The 16958-nt window shown below is 41.1% G+C and carries 15 protein-coding genes; 13 read left to right on the top strand and 2 right to left on the bottom strand.

Features of this window, described 5'->3' with window-relative positions; genetic code table 11:
• The first annotated feature begins 61 nt into the window (after positions 1-61).
• The 3 genes from QZ407_RS09970 to QZ407_RS09960 are packed head-to-tail and all read left to right on the top strand — an operon-like array spanning position 62 to position 5261.
• Entirely contained in the window at positions 62-817 is a 756-nt protein-coding gene (locus QZ407_RS09970) for a segregation/condensation protein A (protein WP_295770407.1), read from the top strand.
• 25 nt (positions 818-842) lie between these two features.
• Positions 843-2114, top strand: a complete 1272-nt coding sequence (gene glyA / locus QZ407_RS09965; protein WP_295770404.1) for a serine hydroxymethyltransferase — start codon at positions 843-845, stop codon at positions 2112-2114.
• Positions 2115-2129: 15 nt separating this feature from the next.
• Positions 2130-5261 carry a PAS domain S-box protein gene (locus tag QZ407_RS09960; RefSeq protein ID WP_295770402.1) on the top strand — a complete coding sequence of 1044 codons (3132 nt, stop codon included), beginning with the start codon at positions 2130-2132 and terminating at the stop codon, positions 5259-5261.
• 201 nt (positions 5262-5462) lie between these two features.
• Here QZ407_RS09960 and QZ407_RS09955 read toward each other — a convergent pair whose 3' ends face one another.
• Positions 5463-6170 carry a phosphoribosyltransferase family protein gene (locus tag QZ407_RS09955; RefSeq protein ID WP_295770399.1) on the bottom strand — a complete coding sequence of 236 codons (708 nt, stop codon included), beginning with the start codon at positions 6168-6170 and terminating at the stop codon, positions 5463-5465.
• 89 nt (positions 6171-6259) lie between these two features.
• Positions 6260-7327 (bottom strand): 23S rRNA (adenine(2503)-C(2))-methyltransferase RlmN, encoded by a 1068-nt coding sequence (gene rlmN, locus QZ407_RS09950; RefSeq protein ID WP_295770397.1) that lies wholly within the window; start codon positions 7325-7327, stop codon positions 6260-6262.
• A gap of 164 nt (positions 7328-7491) precedes the next feature.
• On the opposite strand from rlmN, the gene QZ407_RS09945 reads away from it, so the two are divergent.
• The 10 genes from QZ407_RS09945 (at position 7492) to gatA (ending at position 16952) form a co-directional block, all read left to right on the top strand.
• Positions 7492-8658: an amidohydrolase family protein gene (locus tag QZ407_RS09945; RefSeq protein WP_295770395.1), complete on the top strand. Its 1167-nt coding sequence runs from the start codon at positions 7492-7494 to the stop codon at positions 8656-8658.
• A 59-nt stretch (positions 8659-8717) separates the two neighbouring features.
• On the top strand, positions 8718-8990 hold the full coding sequence (locus QZ407_RS09940) for an acylphosphatase (protein WP_295770942.1): 273 nt from the start codon (positions 8718-8720) through the stop codon (positions 8988-8990).
• Positions 8991-9099: 109 nt separating this feature from the next.
• A complete protein-coding gene (locus QZ407_RS09935) occupies positions 9100-10572 on the top strand; it encodes a polysaccharide biosynthesis C-terminal domain-containing protein (protein WP_295770393.1) in 1473 nt (490 codons plus the stop codon).
• Complete coding sequence (dut, locus tag QZ407_RS09930; protein ID WP_295770391.1) at positions 10572-11006, top strand: dUTP diphosphatase; 435 nt, start codon at positions 10572-10574, stop codon at positions 11004-11006. The genes QZ407_RS09935 and dut overlap by 1 nt, the downstream gene beginning before the upstream one ends.
• Positions 10957-12738 carry a tetratricopeptide repeat protein gene (locus QZ407_RS09925; RefSeq protein ID WP_295770389.1) on the top strand — a complete coding sequence of 594 codons (1782 nt, stop codon included), beginning with the start codon at positions 10957-10959 and terminating at the stop codon, positions 12736-12738. The genes dut and QZ407_RS09925 overlap by 50 nt, the downstream gene beginning before the upstream one ends.
• Positions 12716-13519, top strand: coding sequence for a DUF4292 domain-containing protein (locus tag QZ407_RS09920; RefSeq protein WP_295770387.1), 804 nt, complete (start codon positions 12716-12718; stop codon positions 13517-13519). The genes QZ407_RS09925 and QZ407_RS09920 overlap by 23 nt, the downstream gene beginning before the upstream one ends.
• Positions 13520-13539: 20 nt before the next feature.
• The gene (locus QZ407_RS09915; RefSeq protein ID WP_295770385.1) at positions 13540-14853 is read left to right on the top strand and encodes a peptidoglycan DD-metalloendopeptidase family protein; all 1314 of its coding nucleotides are present in this window, start codon (positions 13540-13542) and stop codon (positions 14851-14853) included.
• A 55-nt stretch (positions 14854-14908) separates the two neighbouring features.
• A complete protein-coding gene (gene tatA, locus QZ407_RS09910) occupies positions 14909-15232 on the top strand; it encodes a twin-arginine translocase TatA/TatE family subunit (protein WP_157542701.1) in 324 nt (107 codons plus the stop codon).
• A 19-nt stretch (positions 15233-15251) separates the two neighbouring features.
• A complete protein-coding gene (tatA, locus tag QZ407_RS09905; protein ID WP_157542700.1) occupies positions 15252-15419 on the top strand; it encodes a twin-arginine translocase TatA/TatE family subunit in 168 nt (55 codons plus the stop codon).
• 90 nt (positions 15420-15509) lie between these two features.
• Positions 15510-16952: an Asp-tRNA(Asn)/Glu-tRNA(Gln) amidotransferase subunit GatA gene (gatA, locus tag QZ407_RS09900; protein ID WP_295770381.1), complete on the top strand. Its 1443-nt coding sequence runs from the start codon at positions 15510-15512 to the stop codon at positions 16950-16952.
• Positions 16953-16958: the final 6 nt, after the last annotated feature.

Raw genomic sequence — 16958 nt, 5'->3', positions numbered from 1 at the left:
AGCTTGCTTAAATCATAAAACTACACGCAACTCACTCAAAAACATTATCTTTGGCAGCAACATGGCCGATGACAGTTTTGCTATACGGTTACCGCAGTTTGAAGGCCCTTTTGATCTGCTGCTTTTTTTCATCGAGCGTGATGAACTGGACATTCACGAAATAGCCATATCTAAAATTACCGACGATTTTCTTCAGTATATACATCAAATGAACAGCCTCAATATGGAGGTTGCCAGCGAGTTTATATTTGTGGCTGCAACGCTAATGCGTATAAAAGCTAAAATGCTTTTACCTCGTTATGAAGCTGAAACCGGCGAAAACGAAACAGATAGTAAGGAAGACTTGATTCGCAAACTCATTGAGTATAAAAAGTTCAAGGATGTTTGTGAACAGCTGCGCCCGCTTGAAGATGAGCGCTTTAAGCAGGAGCGCCGCGGTAATATTACTGAGGAATTAAATAGCATTGAAGCGGAGGCCTTACCAGGCGAAGAACTTTCATACCTTACCTTGTACCGCTTAATGCAGGTTTATGCACGCGTAAACCGCCGGTACCTTAGCCGTGCCGAGGAAGTTACCCACACCGTAGTGCAATACCCGTACACTATTGAAAAGCAAAAAAAAGCCATAGCCGATTTATTGCAAATAAACCAGCGTCTTGATTTTAAGGCCATGGTGCAAAACTCCGAAAACCGGGTACATTTTATTTATACCTTTTTAGCCATGCTGGAAATGCTTCAGCAGGAACTGATTGATATTCAACTGGGGCTTGATTACAATAATTTTTGGATTTCGCCCAAATCAGCCCATTCATTTTAGTTAACTTAGGCACCTCGTAAAGATCATGAAAAAAGACAAACTGATATTTGAACTACTTGAGGATGAGCAAAAACGCCAGGAAGAAGGCCTGGAGCTTATCGCATCCGAAAACTTTGTAAGCAAGCAGGTAATGGAAGCAGCCGGTTCGGTAGCAACCAACAAATATGCCGAAGGCTTACCAGGCAAACGTTACTACGGTGGCTGCCAGATTGTTGATGAAATTGAAACCATTGCTATTGAGCGTGCAAAACAGCTTTTTAATGCCGAGTGGGTAAACGTTCAACCACACTCTGGTGCTCAGGCTAATGCAGCCGTTATGCTGGCAATTTTAAATCCGGGCGATAAAATACTGGGTTTTGATCTTTCGCACGGCGGTCACTTAACTCATGGTTCGCCGGTGAATTTTTCAGGTAAACTTTATCAGCCACACTTTTATGGTGTAGTTAAAGAAACCGGTTTAATTGATTATGAGCAATTACGTGCTACCGCTTTGGCCGAAAAACCAAAGCTGATTATTTGCGGAGCTTCGGCTTACTCACGTGATTGGGATTATGCATTCATTCGCCAGGTGGCTGATGAGGTTGGCGCTTTAGTACTGGCAGATATTTCACACCCTGCCGGTTTAATTGCACGCGGCTTATTAACTGATCCGCTTCCGCACTGTCATATTGTTACCACTACCACCCACAAAACCCTACGCGGTCCACGTGGCGGTATGATTATGATGGGCAAAGATTTTGAAAACCCATGGGGACTTAAAACTCCAAAAGGCGAAATTAAAAAAATGTCGGCCTTATTGGATGGAGCTGTATTCCCGGGTACACAAGGCGGTCCCTTAGAGCATATTATTGCTGCTAAAGCTGTGGCTTTTCATGAGGCATTAAGCGATAGCTACATGAAATACGTATTGCAGGTAAAGCTTAATGGTGCAGCCATTGCCAAGGCTTTTGTTGAGCGTGGTTATGAAATTGTATCAGGCGGTACTGATAATCATTTGATTTTGATAGATTTACGTAATAAAGGAATTTCGGGTAAAGCGGCTGAGAATGCTTTGGTTCAGGCTGATATTACGGTTAACAAAAACATGGTTCCTTTTGATGATAAATCTCCGTTTGTAACTTCAGGTATCCGTATAGGTACTGCTGCAGTCACCACAAGAGGCATGAAAGAAAAGGAAATGGAGAAAATTGCCGAGTTGGTTGATGAGGTAATAAAAAATCCTGAAGACGAACATTCTTTGAAGAAAGTACGTAAAAGTGTTCATGCGTTAACGGAGAAGTTTCCGTTGTACGATTGATGAACAACTAAATAAATGATATTAAAACGGGGTATGGTACTTCCTGATAACGAGGATGAACGCTTAAAGGCTTTGCATACTTATGATATTCTGGATACGTTTCCGGAAGAAGAGTATGACGCTATTACGCGGTTAGCCTCGTACATTTGCCATGCCCCGTTAGCTTTAATTACATTTATTGACGAGCGCCGACAATGGTTTAAATCAGCCGTTGGTCTTCCGCAAGGTGAATTGCCCCGCGCCGAAAGCTTTTGCCGCTACACCTTGCTTAATGATGTGCTGGTTGAAATACCTGATTTAAGCCAGGATGAAGAGTTTGCAGCTTACGAGCATGTAAAAGGCGGCCTGGGGGTAAAGTTTTATGCAAGTGCGCCGCTTATTGATCCCGACGGTTACCGCCTTGGTACCCTATGTGTTTTTGATCAGCAGCCTAAACACCTTGATGATAACCAAAAAGATGCTCTGCGCACTTTAGCCAATGAGGTAATATCTCACCTTACACTACGTAAGCAAAAAAAGGAACTGGAAAAAAATCTAAAACTTCACGAAGATTTTTATATCCTTTTTAACAGTTCATCCGAAATTCATTACATAGCCGACGAAACTTCCAAAATTCAATTAATGAACAACGCCGTTGAAACTACGTTGGGCATAAAGCCCGACCAGTTCATAGGTCGTTCATTGTGGGAATTTGTAGTTGGGCAAACCCGTAATGATTTTGCTCACCTTATTGAAACAGGACTGCGTACTAAAAGATCATTTGAAATGGATACCTGCCTGCTGAACAGCAAAGGGCAGGAGCGTTGCATAAGCTGGAGCGTTATCAATGCCGATGGCAAATGGTACGGCAGCGGGCGCGATACCACCGAGCAAAAGAAAGTTAAAGAACAGCTTGAGCTGTTATCATTGGTAGCCAGTAACGTAAGTAACGGCGTAGCTATTACCAATTCTCAAAACAAGGTTATTTGGATAAATAAAGCTTTTGAAACCATTACAGGTTACAGCTTTGATGATGTTTCAAACAAGCAAATGCGTGAGGTTTTTAAAGGTGATTATATTGATCAGAATACAACTGATCGTATTGATGAGCTTTTAAACACGCGTAAGGCTTTTGAAATAGAAATAAGCATTGAACGTAAGGATGGGCAGCCTATGTGGCTGTCAGTGTTGAATTCGCCGGTGCTTAATAAAGATGGAAAGGTTGAAAAGTATATAAAAGTACTGCTTGATATTACAGCGCGTAAAAGTGCCGAACGTGATATTGAAATACTTTCATTTGCTTCAGAAAAATCGCCAAGTGGCGTAGTAATACGTGATCGTGAAAGTCGCATCATTTGGATGAATGAGGCTTTGGAAAACACATTAGGATATAAACTTGAAGAACTGAAAGGCAAAGTTTTTGGTGATATGCTTATTGGCGAGAACACTGACCTTGATGTACTTAAAGTGGCCAAGGCCGCCTATGACGAAAATAAGCCTTACGAAATAGAAATACAGATTTATAAAAAGGATGGTACCCCATGCTGGGTATACCTGGCTAATAGTCCGTTTTTTAACAAGGAAGGTGAACTTGAACGTCAGATAACCGTATGCGTTGATATTGCTGAACGCAAAAAGGCCGAAGAGCAGCTCACCATGCTATCATTAGTTGCAGGTAACACTATGAGCGGTGTGGTAATTAATGATGCCGAAGGTAATGTTGAATGGATTAACGATGCCTTTGAAAAGATAACCGGTTTTAACATTGAACACGTTAAAGGCAGGCATTTAGGTGATGTGCTTACTGGCGAGCATACCGACTTGTCAATTATTCAACGCGCCCGTGAGTTGTCAAAAAACAAACAGTCTTTTGAAGTTGATTTATTGGTTTATCGGCGCGATGGTCAGCCATTATGGATATCGGTCATTAATTCGGTGATACTTGATGAAGATGGCAGGGTAAAAAAATATATTGAGGTTATTATTGATATAACGGCCAAAAAGAAAGCGGAGATGGAGCTTATACAGGCTAAGGAAGAAGCCTTGCAGTTAAGCCGTGCTAAAGACATGTTTATATCGGTAATGAGCCATGAAATACGCACACCGCTTAACGCAGTTATTGGTATGTCGCATTTGCTGGCAGAAGATAATCCTACCGAATCGCAAAAGGAGAACTTGTCTATCCTTAAGTTCTCGGCCGAGAACCTGATGACCTTGATTAATGATGTGCTCGACTTTACTAAAATTGAGACCGGTAATATTGAATTGGAAAAGACCAGCGTTGATTTACGCGAGCTGGTACATAGCGTGGTAAACTCCATGCGGCACAATATTAATGGTAAAGAGATTTACTTTAAGGATAGCATAGCCAGTGATGTGCCTGAATGCATACTTGGTGACAGAACCCGCCTTATACAAATACTGCTTAACCTGGCCAGCAATGCTGTTAAATTTACCGAAAAAGGCGGTGTTACAATTGACCTGAAAGTAATAGAACAAAGTGCACAGGAGGTTCGTATAAGGTTTGCAGTCACTGATACGGGCATAGGCATACCTGCTGATAAAACAAATACTATATTTGAATCTTTTAAGCAGGCTTCTACCGATACTACCCGTAAATACGGCGGCACAGGTTTAGGGCTGGCTATAACCAAGCGTTTGGTAGAGCTGCACGAATCGCGTATAAACGTTGATAGCGAAATAGGTCGAGGATCAACATTTTGGTTTACCATTACATTTAAAAAAGCAGACAATACAAGCACTATGAGTAACGAGGGCGCCGAAATAGGATTAAAAATAAATGTACTTGTTGTGGATGATAACCAAATTAATCGTTTGCTGATTAATAAGGTACTTAAAAAGTGGAACGTTCAGGCCGACTTTGCTGAAAACGGGCTTGAAGCTGTTCAAAAAGTTACGGCCAACCGCAACTATGATGTAGTTTTAATGGATATACACATGCCTGAAATGGGAGGATTGGAAGCAACACAGGTATTGCGTTCCAAGGAAGATGATTATTTCAAAACCTTGCCTATTATAGCTTTAACAGCATCAATGCTTAGCAATCAGTTAAACCAAATTGAGGAGTCGGGCATGAATGATTTTATATTAAAGCCATTTGATCCAAAAAACCTGTATGATAAGTTGAGTCGGTATCAGCAACAATAGTTATCTGAAATATATAAAGCAGAAAGCCGGTTAATTAACCGGCTTTCTGCTTTATATACCAAAAAAAAACAGGAGCTGCCTTTTACAACATACTCCTGCCATTAATTATGATCAAACGCTCCGGGTGTTTATACGCCTTTGATGGTTATAAAGTTGCAACCGGCTAAAACTTAAATTAAAAGAAATTTGATTGAGCTTAGCTTACACAGCATAAGCAATAGCAGCGATGCTTAATTTCAGGCCCGGTACTTTCAATAACTCATGTGCACATGCCTCTAGCGTTGAGCCCGTTGTTACAATATCATCAACCAATAAAATGTGTTTGTTCTCCAATAAAGCCGGGTTGCACAGTTCAAAAACATGCTGCATGTTTTCAAATCGGGCAAAGCGCGATTTACGGGTTTGAGTTGATGTTTTAACTGCCCGTACAAGTGTTTGCTCAATTACGGTTGCTTTTAGTGCCTTAGCTAAGCCTTGAGCAAAATTGACACTTTGATTGTAGCCACGTTCGCGCAAGCGCGATTTATGGAGTGGTACAGGAATAATAAAATCAACTGTGGGAAGCGAAGTGTTTTGAACTAACTGGTTACCGGCAATTCCCCCAAGTTTATTACCTATCTTTTGCATTCCATTGTACTTAAACTGGTGCATAAGATGTTGAACCTTTCCTCCTTTTTCAAAGTAAAGAAGAGCATAAGCACATTCCAATTTTACTTTTCCCCAAAATTGTCTTGCTACAATGTTTTCAGCCTGTAAATGGAAGTTTGTGTAAGGCAAATTATAAAGGCAGGCAGTGCAAATTAAATCTTCGCTTCCCAGCAGGTTTGCTTTGCAAGCCTGGCAAAGCCTCGGGAATAGCAAATCAATAAAATTGGACAGGTAAGAGTTGCGCATTAGGGATAGAGCCACAAGCTTAGAAACAAGGTAGGGGTTTAGTAGCAGTTAAAAATACTAAGCATGCTGAGTGCTAGAAATAGATTTTAACTACTGCAATAAAACTACACAGTGGCAGCCGCAGCCTTATCTTTCACTGCCAACTGGCCGCATGCAGCATCAATATCTTTACCACGGCTACGACGCACATTAGTAATAATGCCTTGTTTTCGCAAATAAGCAGCAAAGCTTTCAATTTTATCTTCGCCTGCGTTTATAAAATCGGCAAACGAAATTGGGTTATATTCAATGATATTAACTTTGCAGGGGAGGTGCTTACAAAACTTTGCAAGTTCCATTGCATCCTGCAACTCATCATTAAAATTGTGGAATACAATATACTCGTAAGTAACTGCATTTTTTGTTTTATTATAATAATATTTAAGCGCCTCGGCCAACGCCTTTAACGAATTTTGCTCATTAATAGGCATAATTTCGTTGCGCTTGGTATCATTGGCAGCATGGAGTGAAAGCGCCAGGTTAAACTTCACATTATCATCTCCTAGCTTTTTAATCATTTTGGCGATGCCTGCGGTTGAAACTGTTATGCGCTTAGCAGCCATGTTAAGGCCATCATCAGCAGTTATGCGCTCAATTGATTTTAAAACATTGGCATAGTTAAGCAAAGGCTCGCCCATACCCATGTAAACAATATTAGTAAGAGGAATTCCGTAATTTTGCTGCGCCTGCTGGCTTAATAAAACAACCTGATCATAAATTTCATCAGGATTTAAGTTGCGTTTGCGGTCCATGTAGCCGGTAGCGCAAAATTTGCAGGTAAGGCTACAGCCAACCTGAGATGATACGCAGGCCGTCATGCGTTCGGTAGTTGGTATTAATACGCCCTCAATTAAATGCGTATCGTGCAACTTAAAGGAATTTTTTATAGTTTTATCCGCACTAAACTGTGAATTATTAATAACTATGTGATTAATAACAAAGTTATCAGAAAGTTTTTTGCGCAGTTCTTTTGAAATATTGCTCATGTCCTCAAATGAAAAACATGATTTTTTCCAAAGCCATTCATAAACCTGTTTAGCTCTGAAAGCTTTTTCGCCCATGGCGGTAAAGTGTTGTTGCAGAGTCTCAAGGCTGAGGCTGCGGATGTCAATCTTGCTTTTATTTGCGTTCACATTACAAAGATACTTAAAATTGATTGAGTGACTTTACAACTCCGTTTTGGAAATGTAAAATTAAAAAACAACAACTAAAAGTTAATTGTATAAATGAATCAATAGTACAACTATGATACAAAAATTAAAGATTGGTGTTGGGGATTGAAGTTAAATTTCATTAAATGAAAAGTTTTAGAGCCGATTACATTTTTCCTGTTAATGCCGATCCGATAAAAAATGGAGTTGTTACCGTTGATGACTACGGTAAAATAGTATCAGTAAATACATACGTACAGCCGGGCGTGGCTGTCGAACACTTAAATGGCATAATTTGTCCGGGTTTTGTTAATGCCCACTGTCATGTTGAGCTTTCACACCTTCACGGGCAAACACCTAAAGTTTCTGGCCTTGTTGAATTTATAAAGTCCGTACAAGCTTTACGTAAAGTAGACGATGAAATTATACAGCAGGCAGCCCTGGCTGCTGATAAGCAAATGTATGACAATGGTATAGTTGCAGTTGGAGACATATCAAATAGCAATCATTCGGTAGCTCTAAAAAAAGCCAGCAAAATTTACTATCACACCTTTGTTGAGGTTTTTGGCTTTTTACCAGAACGCGCCGAAGGAGCATTTCATGCCGCTCTGGAGCTGCAAAAGCAATTTAAGCCTTTGGCAGCCTCGGTAGTGCCCCATGCGCCGTACTCAGTATCAAAAGAGCTGTTTAAACTGCTGAAGAATTATAGTGATTCTGCGAGCAGTAATCTGTTAAGCATACACAACCAAGAGTGTGAGGATGAGAATAAATTTTACCGCTACAAAAACGGTAAGTTTATTGACCTGTACGATGGTTTTGGTATCGACATAAGCTATTTCAAACCGCAGGCGCGCAATTCTATCCAATCAATAATTCCGTTATTAAGTAATAAGCAAAAAGTATTGCTTGTACATAATACCTGCACCAACTTAAAAGATATTTACTTTGTAAAGCGCTTTGACCGCAATATTACGTGGTGTTTTTGCCCTAACGCAAACCTTTACATTGAAGGAAAACTACCCAAGGTTGAGTTGTTTTTAGATGAAGGCTTCAATATCACACTCGGTACAGATAGTTTGGCATCAAACGATAAACTATCCATTTTGAGCGAAATGCAGGTGTTGCAGCAGCATATTCCATCCTTGCCTTTAAATAAGTTGTTAGAATGGGCCACTATTAATGGTGCCAGGTTTTTAGGCATTGATGATGAAATAGGCACCATTGAGCCCGGTAAAACGCCTGGATTGAATTTGCTTACTAATTTAGATGGCTTCAAAATTACACCTGAAACGCAGGTAACCCGTTTACTATAAAGGGTGCTATTATTGCAGCATTAGCCGTATAATTGCGACTCATATTTTATGGCTATATGATAAAGCATTTAAACATAACCGTACAAGGCAAAGTTCAGGGAGTATCTTACCGTGCGTCAACCAAGGCCGTTGCCGACCAGTTGGGTGTGCGGGGCATTGTACGTAATGAACCCAATGGCGACGTTTATATAGAAGCCGAAGCCGATACCATGTTTTTGGATATGTTTTTAGAGTGGTGTAACGAAGGCCCGCAAGACGCCAAAGTAGCCGAGGTTAAAAGCAACGAAGCTGAACTGAAAAACTATCGTAACTTTGAGGTAGTGAAGCGATGATTTAATTGATTATAATGGTTTGTTATTTTTGTGGCAGTAAACGTCTTACAACGAATACTATACCGCCATGCGTCATCAGCAGTGAGCTATTAACTAAAAGGTATTTTAATTGTCTACAGCTAAAAAATTTGCGGGCCAAACGGCAGTTTACGGTTTAACCACCATAGCCGGACGTACGCTTAATTTCTTTTTAACATCACTATATACCAGGGCTTATCCGCCAAGCGTTTACGCCATATTTGGTAACATGTTTGCCTGGGCATCGTTGCTGAATGCTTTTTTAGCATTTGGTATGGAAACCACCTACTTCAGGTATTTAAACAAGCGTGCTGATGATAAGCAAACGGTTTACAACAACTCGTTTGGCGCTATTTTTATAATCACTATTATATTTCTGCTGGCTACGCTACCCTTTATTGGCCCCATAACCAATTGGGTACGTATTGATGCAAAAACACCCGCACAGGACTATATCAATTACACCCGGTATTTTTTAGCTATATTGGTGGTTGATGCCTGGTGTGTAATTCCTTTTGCACGTTTACGGGCTGATGGGCGCCCCGGCCGCTATGGCTTGCTTAAACTGGTGAATATATTTACATTCATAGGGCTTAACCTGGCTTTTATTATTGTGTTGCCTTACATTATAGAACACCAATTACCGGGAGCCGATTTTTTTAAAAGCTGGTTCAGGCCTGGTTGGTTGGGATATGTGTTTTTGTCAAACCTTATTGCCAGTGTAGTAACGCTTTTGCTTTTATTGCCCGAATTAGCCGGTGTAAAACCCCGTATTGACAAAGCTATGCTTGCCGAAATGCTGAGTTACAGCTGGCCGGTACTTGTTGCCAATTTTTCGTTCATTATAAATGAAAATCTTGACAAGATTTTGCTTCCAAAGTTTATAAAGAATTCTACAGATTTAGGCATCTATTCGGCTTGTGGTAAAATTGCCATTTTCTTAAATCTGTTTGTCCAGGCGTTTCGTTTAGGGGCCGAGCCGTTCTTTTTTAGCAAGGCCAAAGACAAAAATGCAGGTACCACCTATGCCTTTATTATGGATTATTTTGTAATTGCCGTTGCTGTTATTTTTGTGGCATTAATGGCAAATATTGAGTTGCTGAAATACTTTATTGGCCCGTCGTACTGGTCGGGTTTAGGTGTTGTGCCGCTATTATTGTTCGGGTACCTCAGTTTAGGTATTTACATGAATCTTTCCATATGGTACAAGCTGTCTGATCAAACCCGTTACGGGTTATATATATCAGGGGTTGGTGCTTTTCTAACTGTTGTATTAAATGTTGTATTTATTCCAAAGTATAGTTACATGGCCTCGGCCTGGGCATCACTAGTTGCTTATGCCAGTATGATGGTGCTTTCGTACCTATGGGGACAAAAAAACTATCCCATACCATACAACATCAAAAAAAACCTTGCTTACATTGTAAGTTCAATCATAATTGTATTTTTATCATTCAGCGTTTTTAAACGTAACCTGTTTATTGGCAACGGCCTGCTTGTTTTATTTGCAGCCGCAGCATTTTTGGCCGAACGCAGACAAATATCAGCTATCCTAAGAAAGTAATGATCATTCGTATTATCAATAATTCTAAAAATGCCCTTCCGGCATATGAAACGTTGCACGCTGCAGGTATGGATTTACGTGCAGATGTAACAGAAACCGTTGTGCTTAAACCAATGGAACGTAAATTAATTCCAACAGGGTTGCATATTGAACTACCGGAAAGTTTTGAGGCGCAAATACGCCCGCGCAGTGGTTTGGCGTTTAAACATGGTATAGGCATTGTTAATTCGCCAGGTACAATTGATGCCGATTACAGGGGCGAAATAAAGGTTTTGTTAATTAATTTCTCTGATACCGATTTTGAGATAAACACCGGCGACCGTATTGCCCAGATGATTGTTGCCAAACATGAGAAGGTTGAATGGGAAAAGGTTGATGTGCTAAGTGAAACAATACGCGGTGCCGGCGGTTACGGGCATACAGGCAAAGTATAAAATGAATAAACCGGCTTACTGGATACTTGGTTTACTGATGGTTCCGGCTTTGGCTATTGCTCAAAGCAGTAGTAAAGCTACAGTTACGGCTCAGGCTCAAAAATCATTAACGCCGGCAGATAGCGTGGCCATGCAACAGCTGTACTTTGAGGGTTTACGTAAAAAAACCATTGAAGACAGTAAGGGAGCAGGTGATTTATTTGCCCGCGTGCTGCAATTAGATAATAGCAACGATGCAGCCATGTACCAGTTAGCCATGCTTAATAAAGCTCAAAACAGCCAGGCCGATGCCCAGCAGTTATTGGAAAAGGCCGTAGCTATTAAACCCAATAATGAATGGTATTGGGTAGCACTGGCTGATAGTTACGAGAAGACCAATAATCTGCCTAAACTTCAAAACGTATTTGATCAGTTACTCAGAATAAACCCCGAAAAGCCTGAATATTATTATGATAAAGCCAGTGCCTTTTACTTGGAAAAGAAATATGATGAGGCATTGGGTGTTTATAGTAAGCTTGAACAAATGACGGGTTTAACCGATGAATTGGTTGCCAACCGTCAAAAAATTTATCTGCGTCAAAATAAACTTGATCAGGCTGCCGCAGAGATGGAAAAGCTGATTGAAACCAACCCGGATCAGATCAGGTACTATTTGCTGCTGGCCGAAATTTACAACTCAAACAGAGTTCCGGACAAGGCCTTGAAGGTATTGCAGCGTGCTGCACAAAAAAAACCAGATGATGGCTTGCTGCACTTGGCTTTAGCCGAAACATACAGATCTCTCAAAAATACGGATGCCAGTTATAAAGAGTTAGAACTGGCGTTTAATTCCTCAAGCCTTGATGTTGATCAAAAGGTGCGGATAATTATGGGCTATGTGCCTAAGTTTCCCGATGCCAGCGCTAAGGCAAGCGCGCTTGAGCTTAGCCGCATTGCTGCTTCCATACACCCCAATGAGGCGCGCGTGCAAGCCCTTTACGGAGACATGCTTGCGCAAAACGATAAGCTGAAGGAAGCAAGGGAGGCTTTCATGAAATCGGTACAGCTTAACCCTGAGATGTACATTGTTCATGAACAATTGGTGCGCCTTGATTTAAGCGAGAATAAAATTGACGAAGCTATTAAACATGGAGAGAATGCCTTATCTATGTTTCCAAACCAGGCTTGGATGAACTATCTGGTTGGGGTATCTTATTTGCAAAAGAAAAATGCACAACAGGCGTTAAGCTACCTGAAGAACGTAGTTGCTGTGGAACCTGATGATAAAGACCTGGCATCGCAGGCATATGCTGCTTTGGGTGATTGTTACCACGAGATAAAAGACAATGGCAAATCAGACGCTGCTTATGATAAGGCCTTAACTTATAATCCTGATAATTCGTACACGTTAAACAACTACGCCTATTATCTGTCTATACGTGGTGAACAACTTGAAAAAGCCGCTCAAATGTCAAAACACAGTATTGACCTGCAACCCAACACAGCTTCGTTTGAAGATACATATGCCTGGATATTATTCAGGCAAAAAAAGTATGCTGAGGCAAAGCAATGGATAGAAAAAGCTATTGAGCATAATAAAAGCAGTGCTGTGCAAGTTGAACATTATGGCGATATACTTTTTTACCTTGGCAAAACTGAAGATGCCGTTGCCAACTGGAAAAAAGCAAAACAAGCCGGTGCTTCATCACCACTATTAGACCGTAAAATAAATGAAAAGAAATATATTGAATAAGCTGTTTATAGCTTTAGCAGCAACCGCATTATTCAGCTGTAAAGCTAAAAAGCAACTGGTAACCCGCAAAGCCGATTCTGCCGCTACAACAACTACCACTAAGGCAGCAAACCCTGTTGTAGCAAAAATAGAAGCTGTAAAGGCCAGGCAAACTACGTTCAACACGTTTTCGGGTCGTGCAAAAACTAAGCTGAATATTGATGGCAAAAGCAATGATGTTACGCTTAACATACGCATTCAGCATGATAAAAAAATATGGGTTTCCATTACTGCAATTTTAGGTTTGGAAGTTGCCCGTGCACTTATAACTCCTGACAGTATACAGGTGATAAACAAGCTGCAATCTGTTTATATTAAAAAGCCTTTCAGTTATATTCATAACTATGCAGGCCGGCAGGTAAATTATCAAACCGTTGAGGCCCTGCTTATAGGTAACGCTATAAATGAGTTACTTGATGAGAACGGACAATTACAGCCCGGAGCAGGAGGAAATTCAACTATCAACGGAAGTTTACAGGGTTTGGTGTATTCACTGCTTATCGGTCCTGACCAAAAAGTTACGCAAACCAGTTTAACTAACCAGGCAGCCAGGCAATCATTAAAAGTAACCAATAGCCAGTTTGTTGAGGCCGATAACCGCATCATACCATCACATATCAGTATAGCATCTGCAGTAAGCAATAAAAACATTCAGGCCGAACTGGAATATAACCGTACCGAGTTTAACCGCCCGCTTGATTATCCGTTCAGCATTCCGCAAGGATTTTCACCTGCCAACTAAATTCAATATTTTTGAAGCGGATGAAATTTATAAAAGTTTTACTTTTTGCTATAAGCGTATTAGGCGTAGTGCAGGTACATGCCCAAAGCAGTGCCGAATTAAAACGTAGAAAAGAGAAGCTGAACAATGAGCTTGCCGATCTTAACCGCGAGTACGAAGAAACCCGCAAAAACAAAAAGGCAACTATTAAGCAGCTGAATATATTAAAGGCGCAAATAGCCCTCAGAGAAGAAAAAATAACAACCGTAAACTCGGAGATACGACAGCTTAACGGCCAGATAAACGAAAATACTAATACGGTACATACACTGCAGGGTCAGTTAGATCAGCTTAAAAAGGAGTACGCTGCTATGGTGGTTTTTGCCTACCATAATCAAAGTGCGTATAACAAGATGATGTTTGTATTTGCTGGAAAGGACTTTAATCAGGCTTACAAACGCTTAAAATATTTACAGCAATTTGGTACTTATAGGGAGCGCCAGGCAGCTTCAATTCAGGGTACGCAAAAAGAACTCCATGTAAAAATCAATCAGCTCGACAGAACGAAGAACGAGAAAAGTAACTTGTTAGAGGAGCAGCAAAAGGAAAGGGAAACTCTTGGTAAAGAGCGTAACACGCAAACTGCCGTTGTAAACGATCTTTCGAAACAAGAAGGGACTTTAAAGAAACAGCAGCGCACCTTAATGGCGCAACGCCGGCAGATAGACAGGCAAATACAAAATGCCATTGCCCGCGAGGTTGAGGCCGCACGCCGTAAAGCCGAAGCAGAGGCAAGGGCAGAAGCTGCCCGCAGGGCTGCACTGGCTGCTGAGAAGGCGAGGGCCGAAAATAAATCGGCCGCCGAAATTGCAGAGGCGGCGAAGCCAAAGCCAATTACACGCAGCACCGCAACCGAAGCACTTACCGCCACGCCTGAAGCTGCAAAGCTTAATAACGATTTTATGGGTAACAGGGGTTTACTGCCATGGCCTGTTGCTACGGGCCAAATTATTCAGGATTTTGGTCCGTATGTAAGTGATGGTATACGTAATGATAATCACGGCATAGATATACGTACATCAAGCGGTGCCGCTGCGCGTGCAGTGTTCGAAGGTACTGTAATAAGTGTTAACGATATTAGCGGCAGCTATATGGTGCTGCTTCGCCATGGTTCATATATAACGGCGTATGCTAATTTACGTTCAGTTAGCGTAAGTGCCGGGCAAAAGGTAAATACGCGGCAAACATTAGGCAGCGTAGCAACTGATCCTTTCACCGGCGAAACGGTTATTCACTTTGAATTAAACAAGGCCGGCGCTATTGTCAATCCTAAAACGTGGTTGGCTTCACAATAAGTATGAACATTGTGAAGTTATAATTGTATATATTTGTACCTTTAAATAAATCATTATGTATAGTCCGGTGCTTTTGGAGTTGTTTAATATCGGCGGACCCGAATTTATACTCATCTTGTTTGTTGCCCTTTTGTTATTTGGTGGTAATAAACTTCCTGAGCTGGCCCGCGGACTAGGTAAAGGAATCCGCGATTTCAAAGATGCATCAGAAGGTGTTAAACGTGAAATTCATAACCAAATAAACAGCTTCGACGAAAAACCATCAGAACCTGAATATCGTAATAACTATAATACCGATACTGAAACCGACACACACAACTCAACTGCTGTAAGTGAAGAGCACGAAAAGGCAGAAACCAGTGTTAAAAAAGAATATTAAAAACAAAAATCATTAAATCATGGGTTTAGGAGCACCAGAAATCATTCTGATCATCATTGCAATCTTAATTCTGTTCGGAGGACGCAAAATTCCTGAACTAATGAGAGGTTTAGGTCAGGGCGTGAAAGAATTTAAAGACGCATCTAATAAAGATACGGCCGAAGAAAAAAGCAAAGTTTCTCAGTAAGGGAAATTTTATTCGGTAATTTATACCTTTTGAAACTTATTGGTTGGTAATTTTATTATCAACTGATAAGTTTTTTTATTTTAGCGGCCTATGGGAAAAATGTATACCACTTTAACAGAAATTCAGCGCGATTTAAAATCCGGAACGGTTACTGTTAAAGACCTGGTAAATACTTACCTCGCTAATATTAAGCAATATGCTCATTTAAATGCTTATAACGAAGTTTTTGAAGAGGAAGCAATTGCACAGGCCACCGCCTTAGACATTCGCCTGCAAAACAGTGAAACTACCACCGGACGCCTTGCCGGAATGGTGATTGCCATTAAAGACAACATCTGTTATAAGGGGCATGAAGTTACTGCTTCATCAAAAATTTTACATGGCTTTAAATCAATTTTTTCATCAACCGTGGTTGAGCGTTTGCTTGCCGAGGATGCCATTATTATAGGCAGATGCAATTGCGATGAATTTGCCATGGGCGGTGCAAACGAAAATTCAAATTATGGCCCTGTAAAAAACATGGCCGATGAAAGCCGCGTTCCGGGTGGTTCATCAGGTGGCTCGGCGGTTGCTGTGCAGGCAGGTATGTGCCACGCAGCTATCGGTACAGATACGGGCGGCTCAATCCGTCAGCCTGCCTCTTTTTGCGGTGTGGTAGGGCTTAAGCCTACTTACGGACGCGTTTCAAGGCATGGTATTATAGCATATGCTTCTTCTTTCGATCAGCCAGGGCCAATTACCCGTTCGGTAGAGGATGCGGCCCTGATACTTGAAGTTATAGCCGGTGCTGATGATTATGACAGTACGGCATCGCGCAAACCTGTTGAGCACTATAGCACCCTGAAAATTAATACTGATCAAAAAAGGAAAATAGCCTATATAAAAGAAGTTTTTGATAGCGAAGGGCTTGATGCTGAAGTTAAAGAAACCCTTTTAACCGCTATTGAACAGCTTAAAGCAGATGGACATACCGTTGAACCAGTATCGTTTGAATACCTGGACTACGTAGTGCCAACTTATTATATACTTACTATGGCCGAGGCATCATCAAACCTGGCTCGTTATGATGGTGTGCATTATGGTTACCGTAGTGCAAACGCAACTGATTTGACCAGTACTTACAAGCGTTCACGTTCTGAAGGATTTGGAACTGAGGTTAAGCGCCGTATTATGCTTGGTACATTTGTGCTGAGCGCAGGTTATTATGACGCTTATTACGCGAAAGCGCAAAAGGTAAGGCGGCTTATTAAAGAACGTACCGATGAGATTTTGAAGCAATACGACTTCATACTAACACCAACGGCGCCCGAGCCTGCGTTTAAGATAGGGCGTACCGATATTGATCCGGTAGTAACGTATCTGGAAGACATATTTACAGTTCAGGCATCACTTGCCGGTGTGCCGGCTATATCTTTGCCGATGGAAAACAATAGCCAAAATTTACCGTTAGGGTTACAACTGGTTACCAAAGCCTTCGCCGAAGCCGATTTGTTAAACTTTGCAACTTATTTTGCTGGATTGCGTAAAAGTTAATACTTT

Source organism: uncultured Mucilaginibacter sp., assembly GCF_913773635.1.
Taxonomy (GTDB): Bacteria; Bacteroidota; Bacteroidia; order Sphingobacteriales; family Sphingobacteriaceae; genus Mucilaginibacter.
This window is presented reverse-complemented; position numbering and strand designations above follow the sequence as displayed.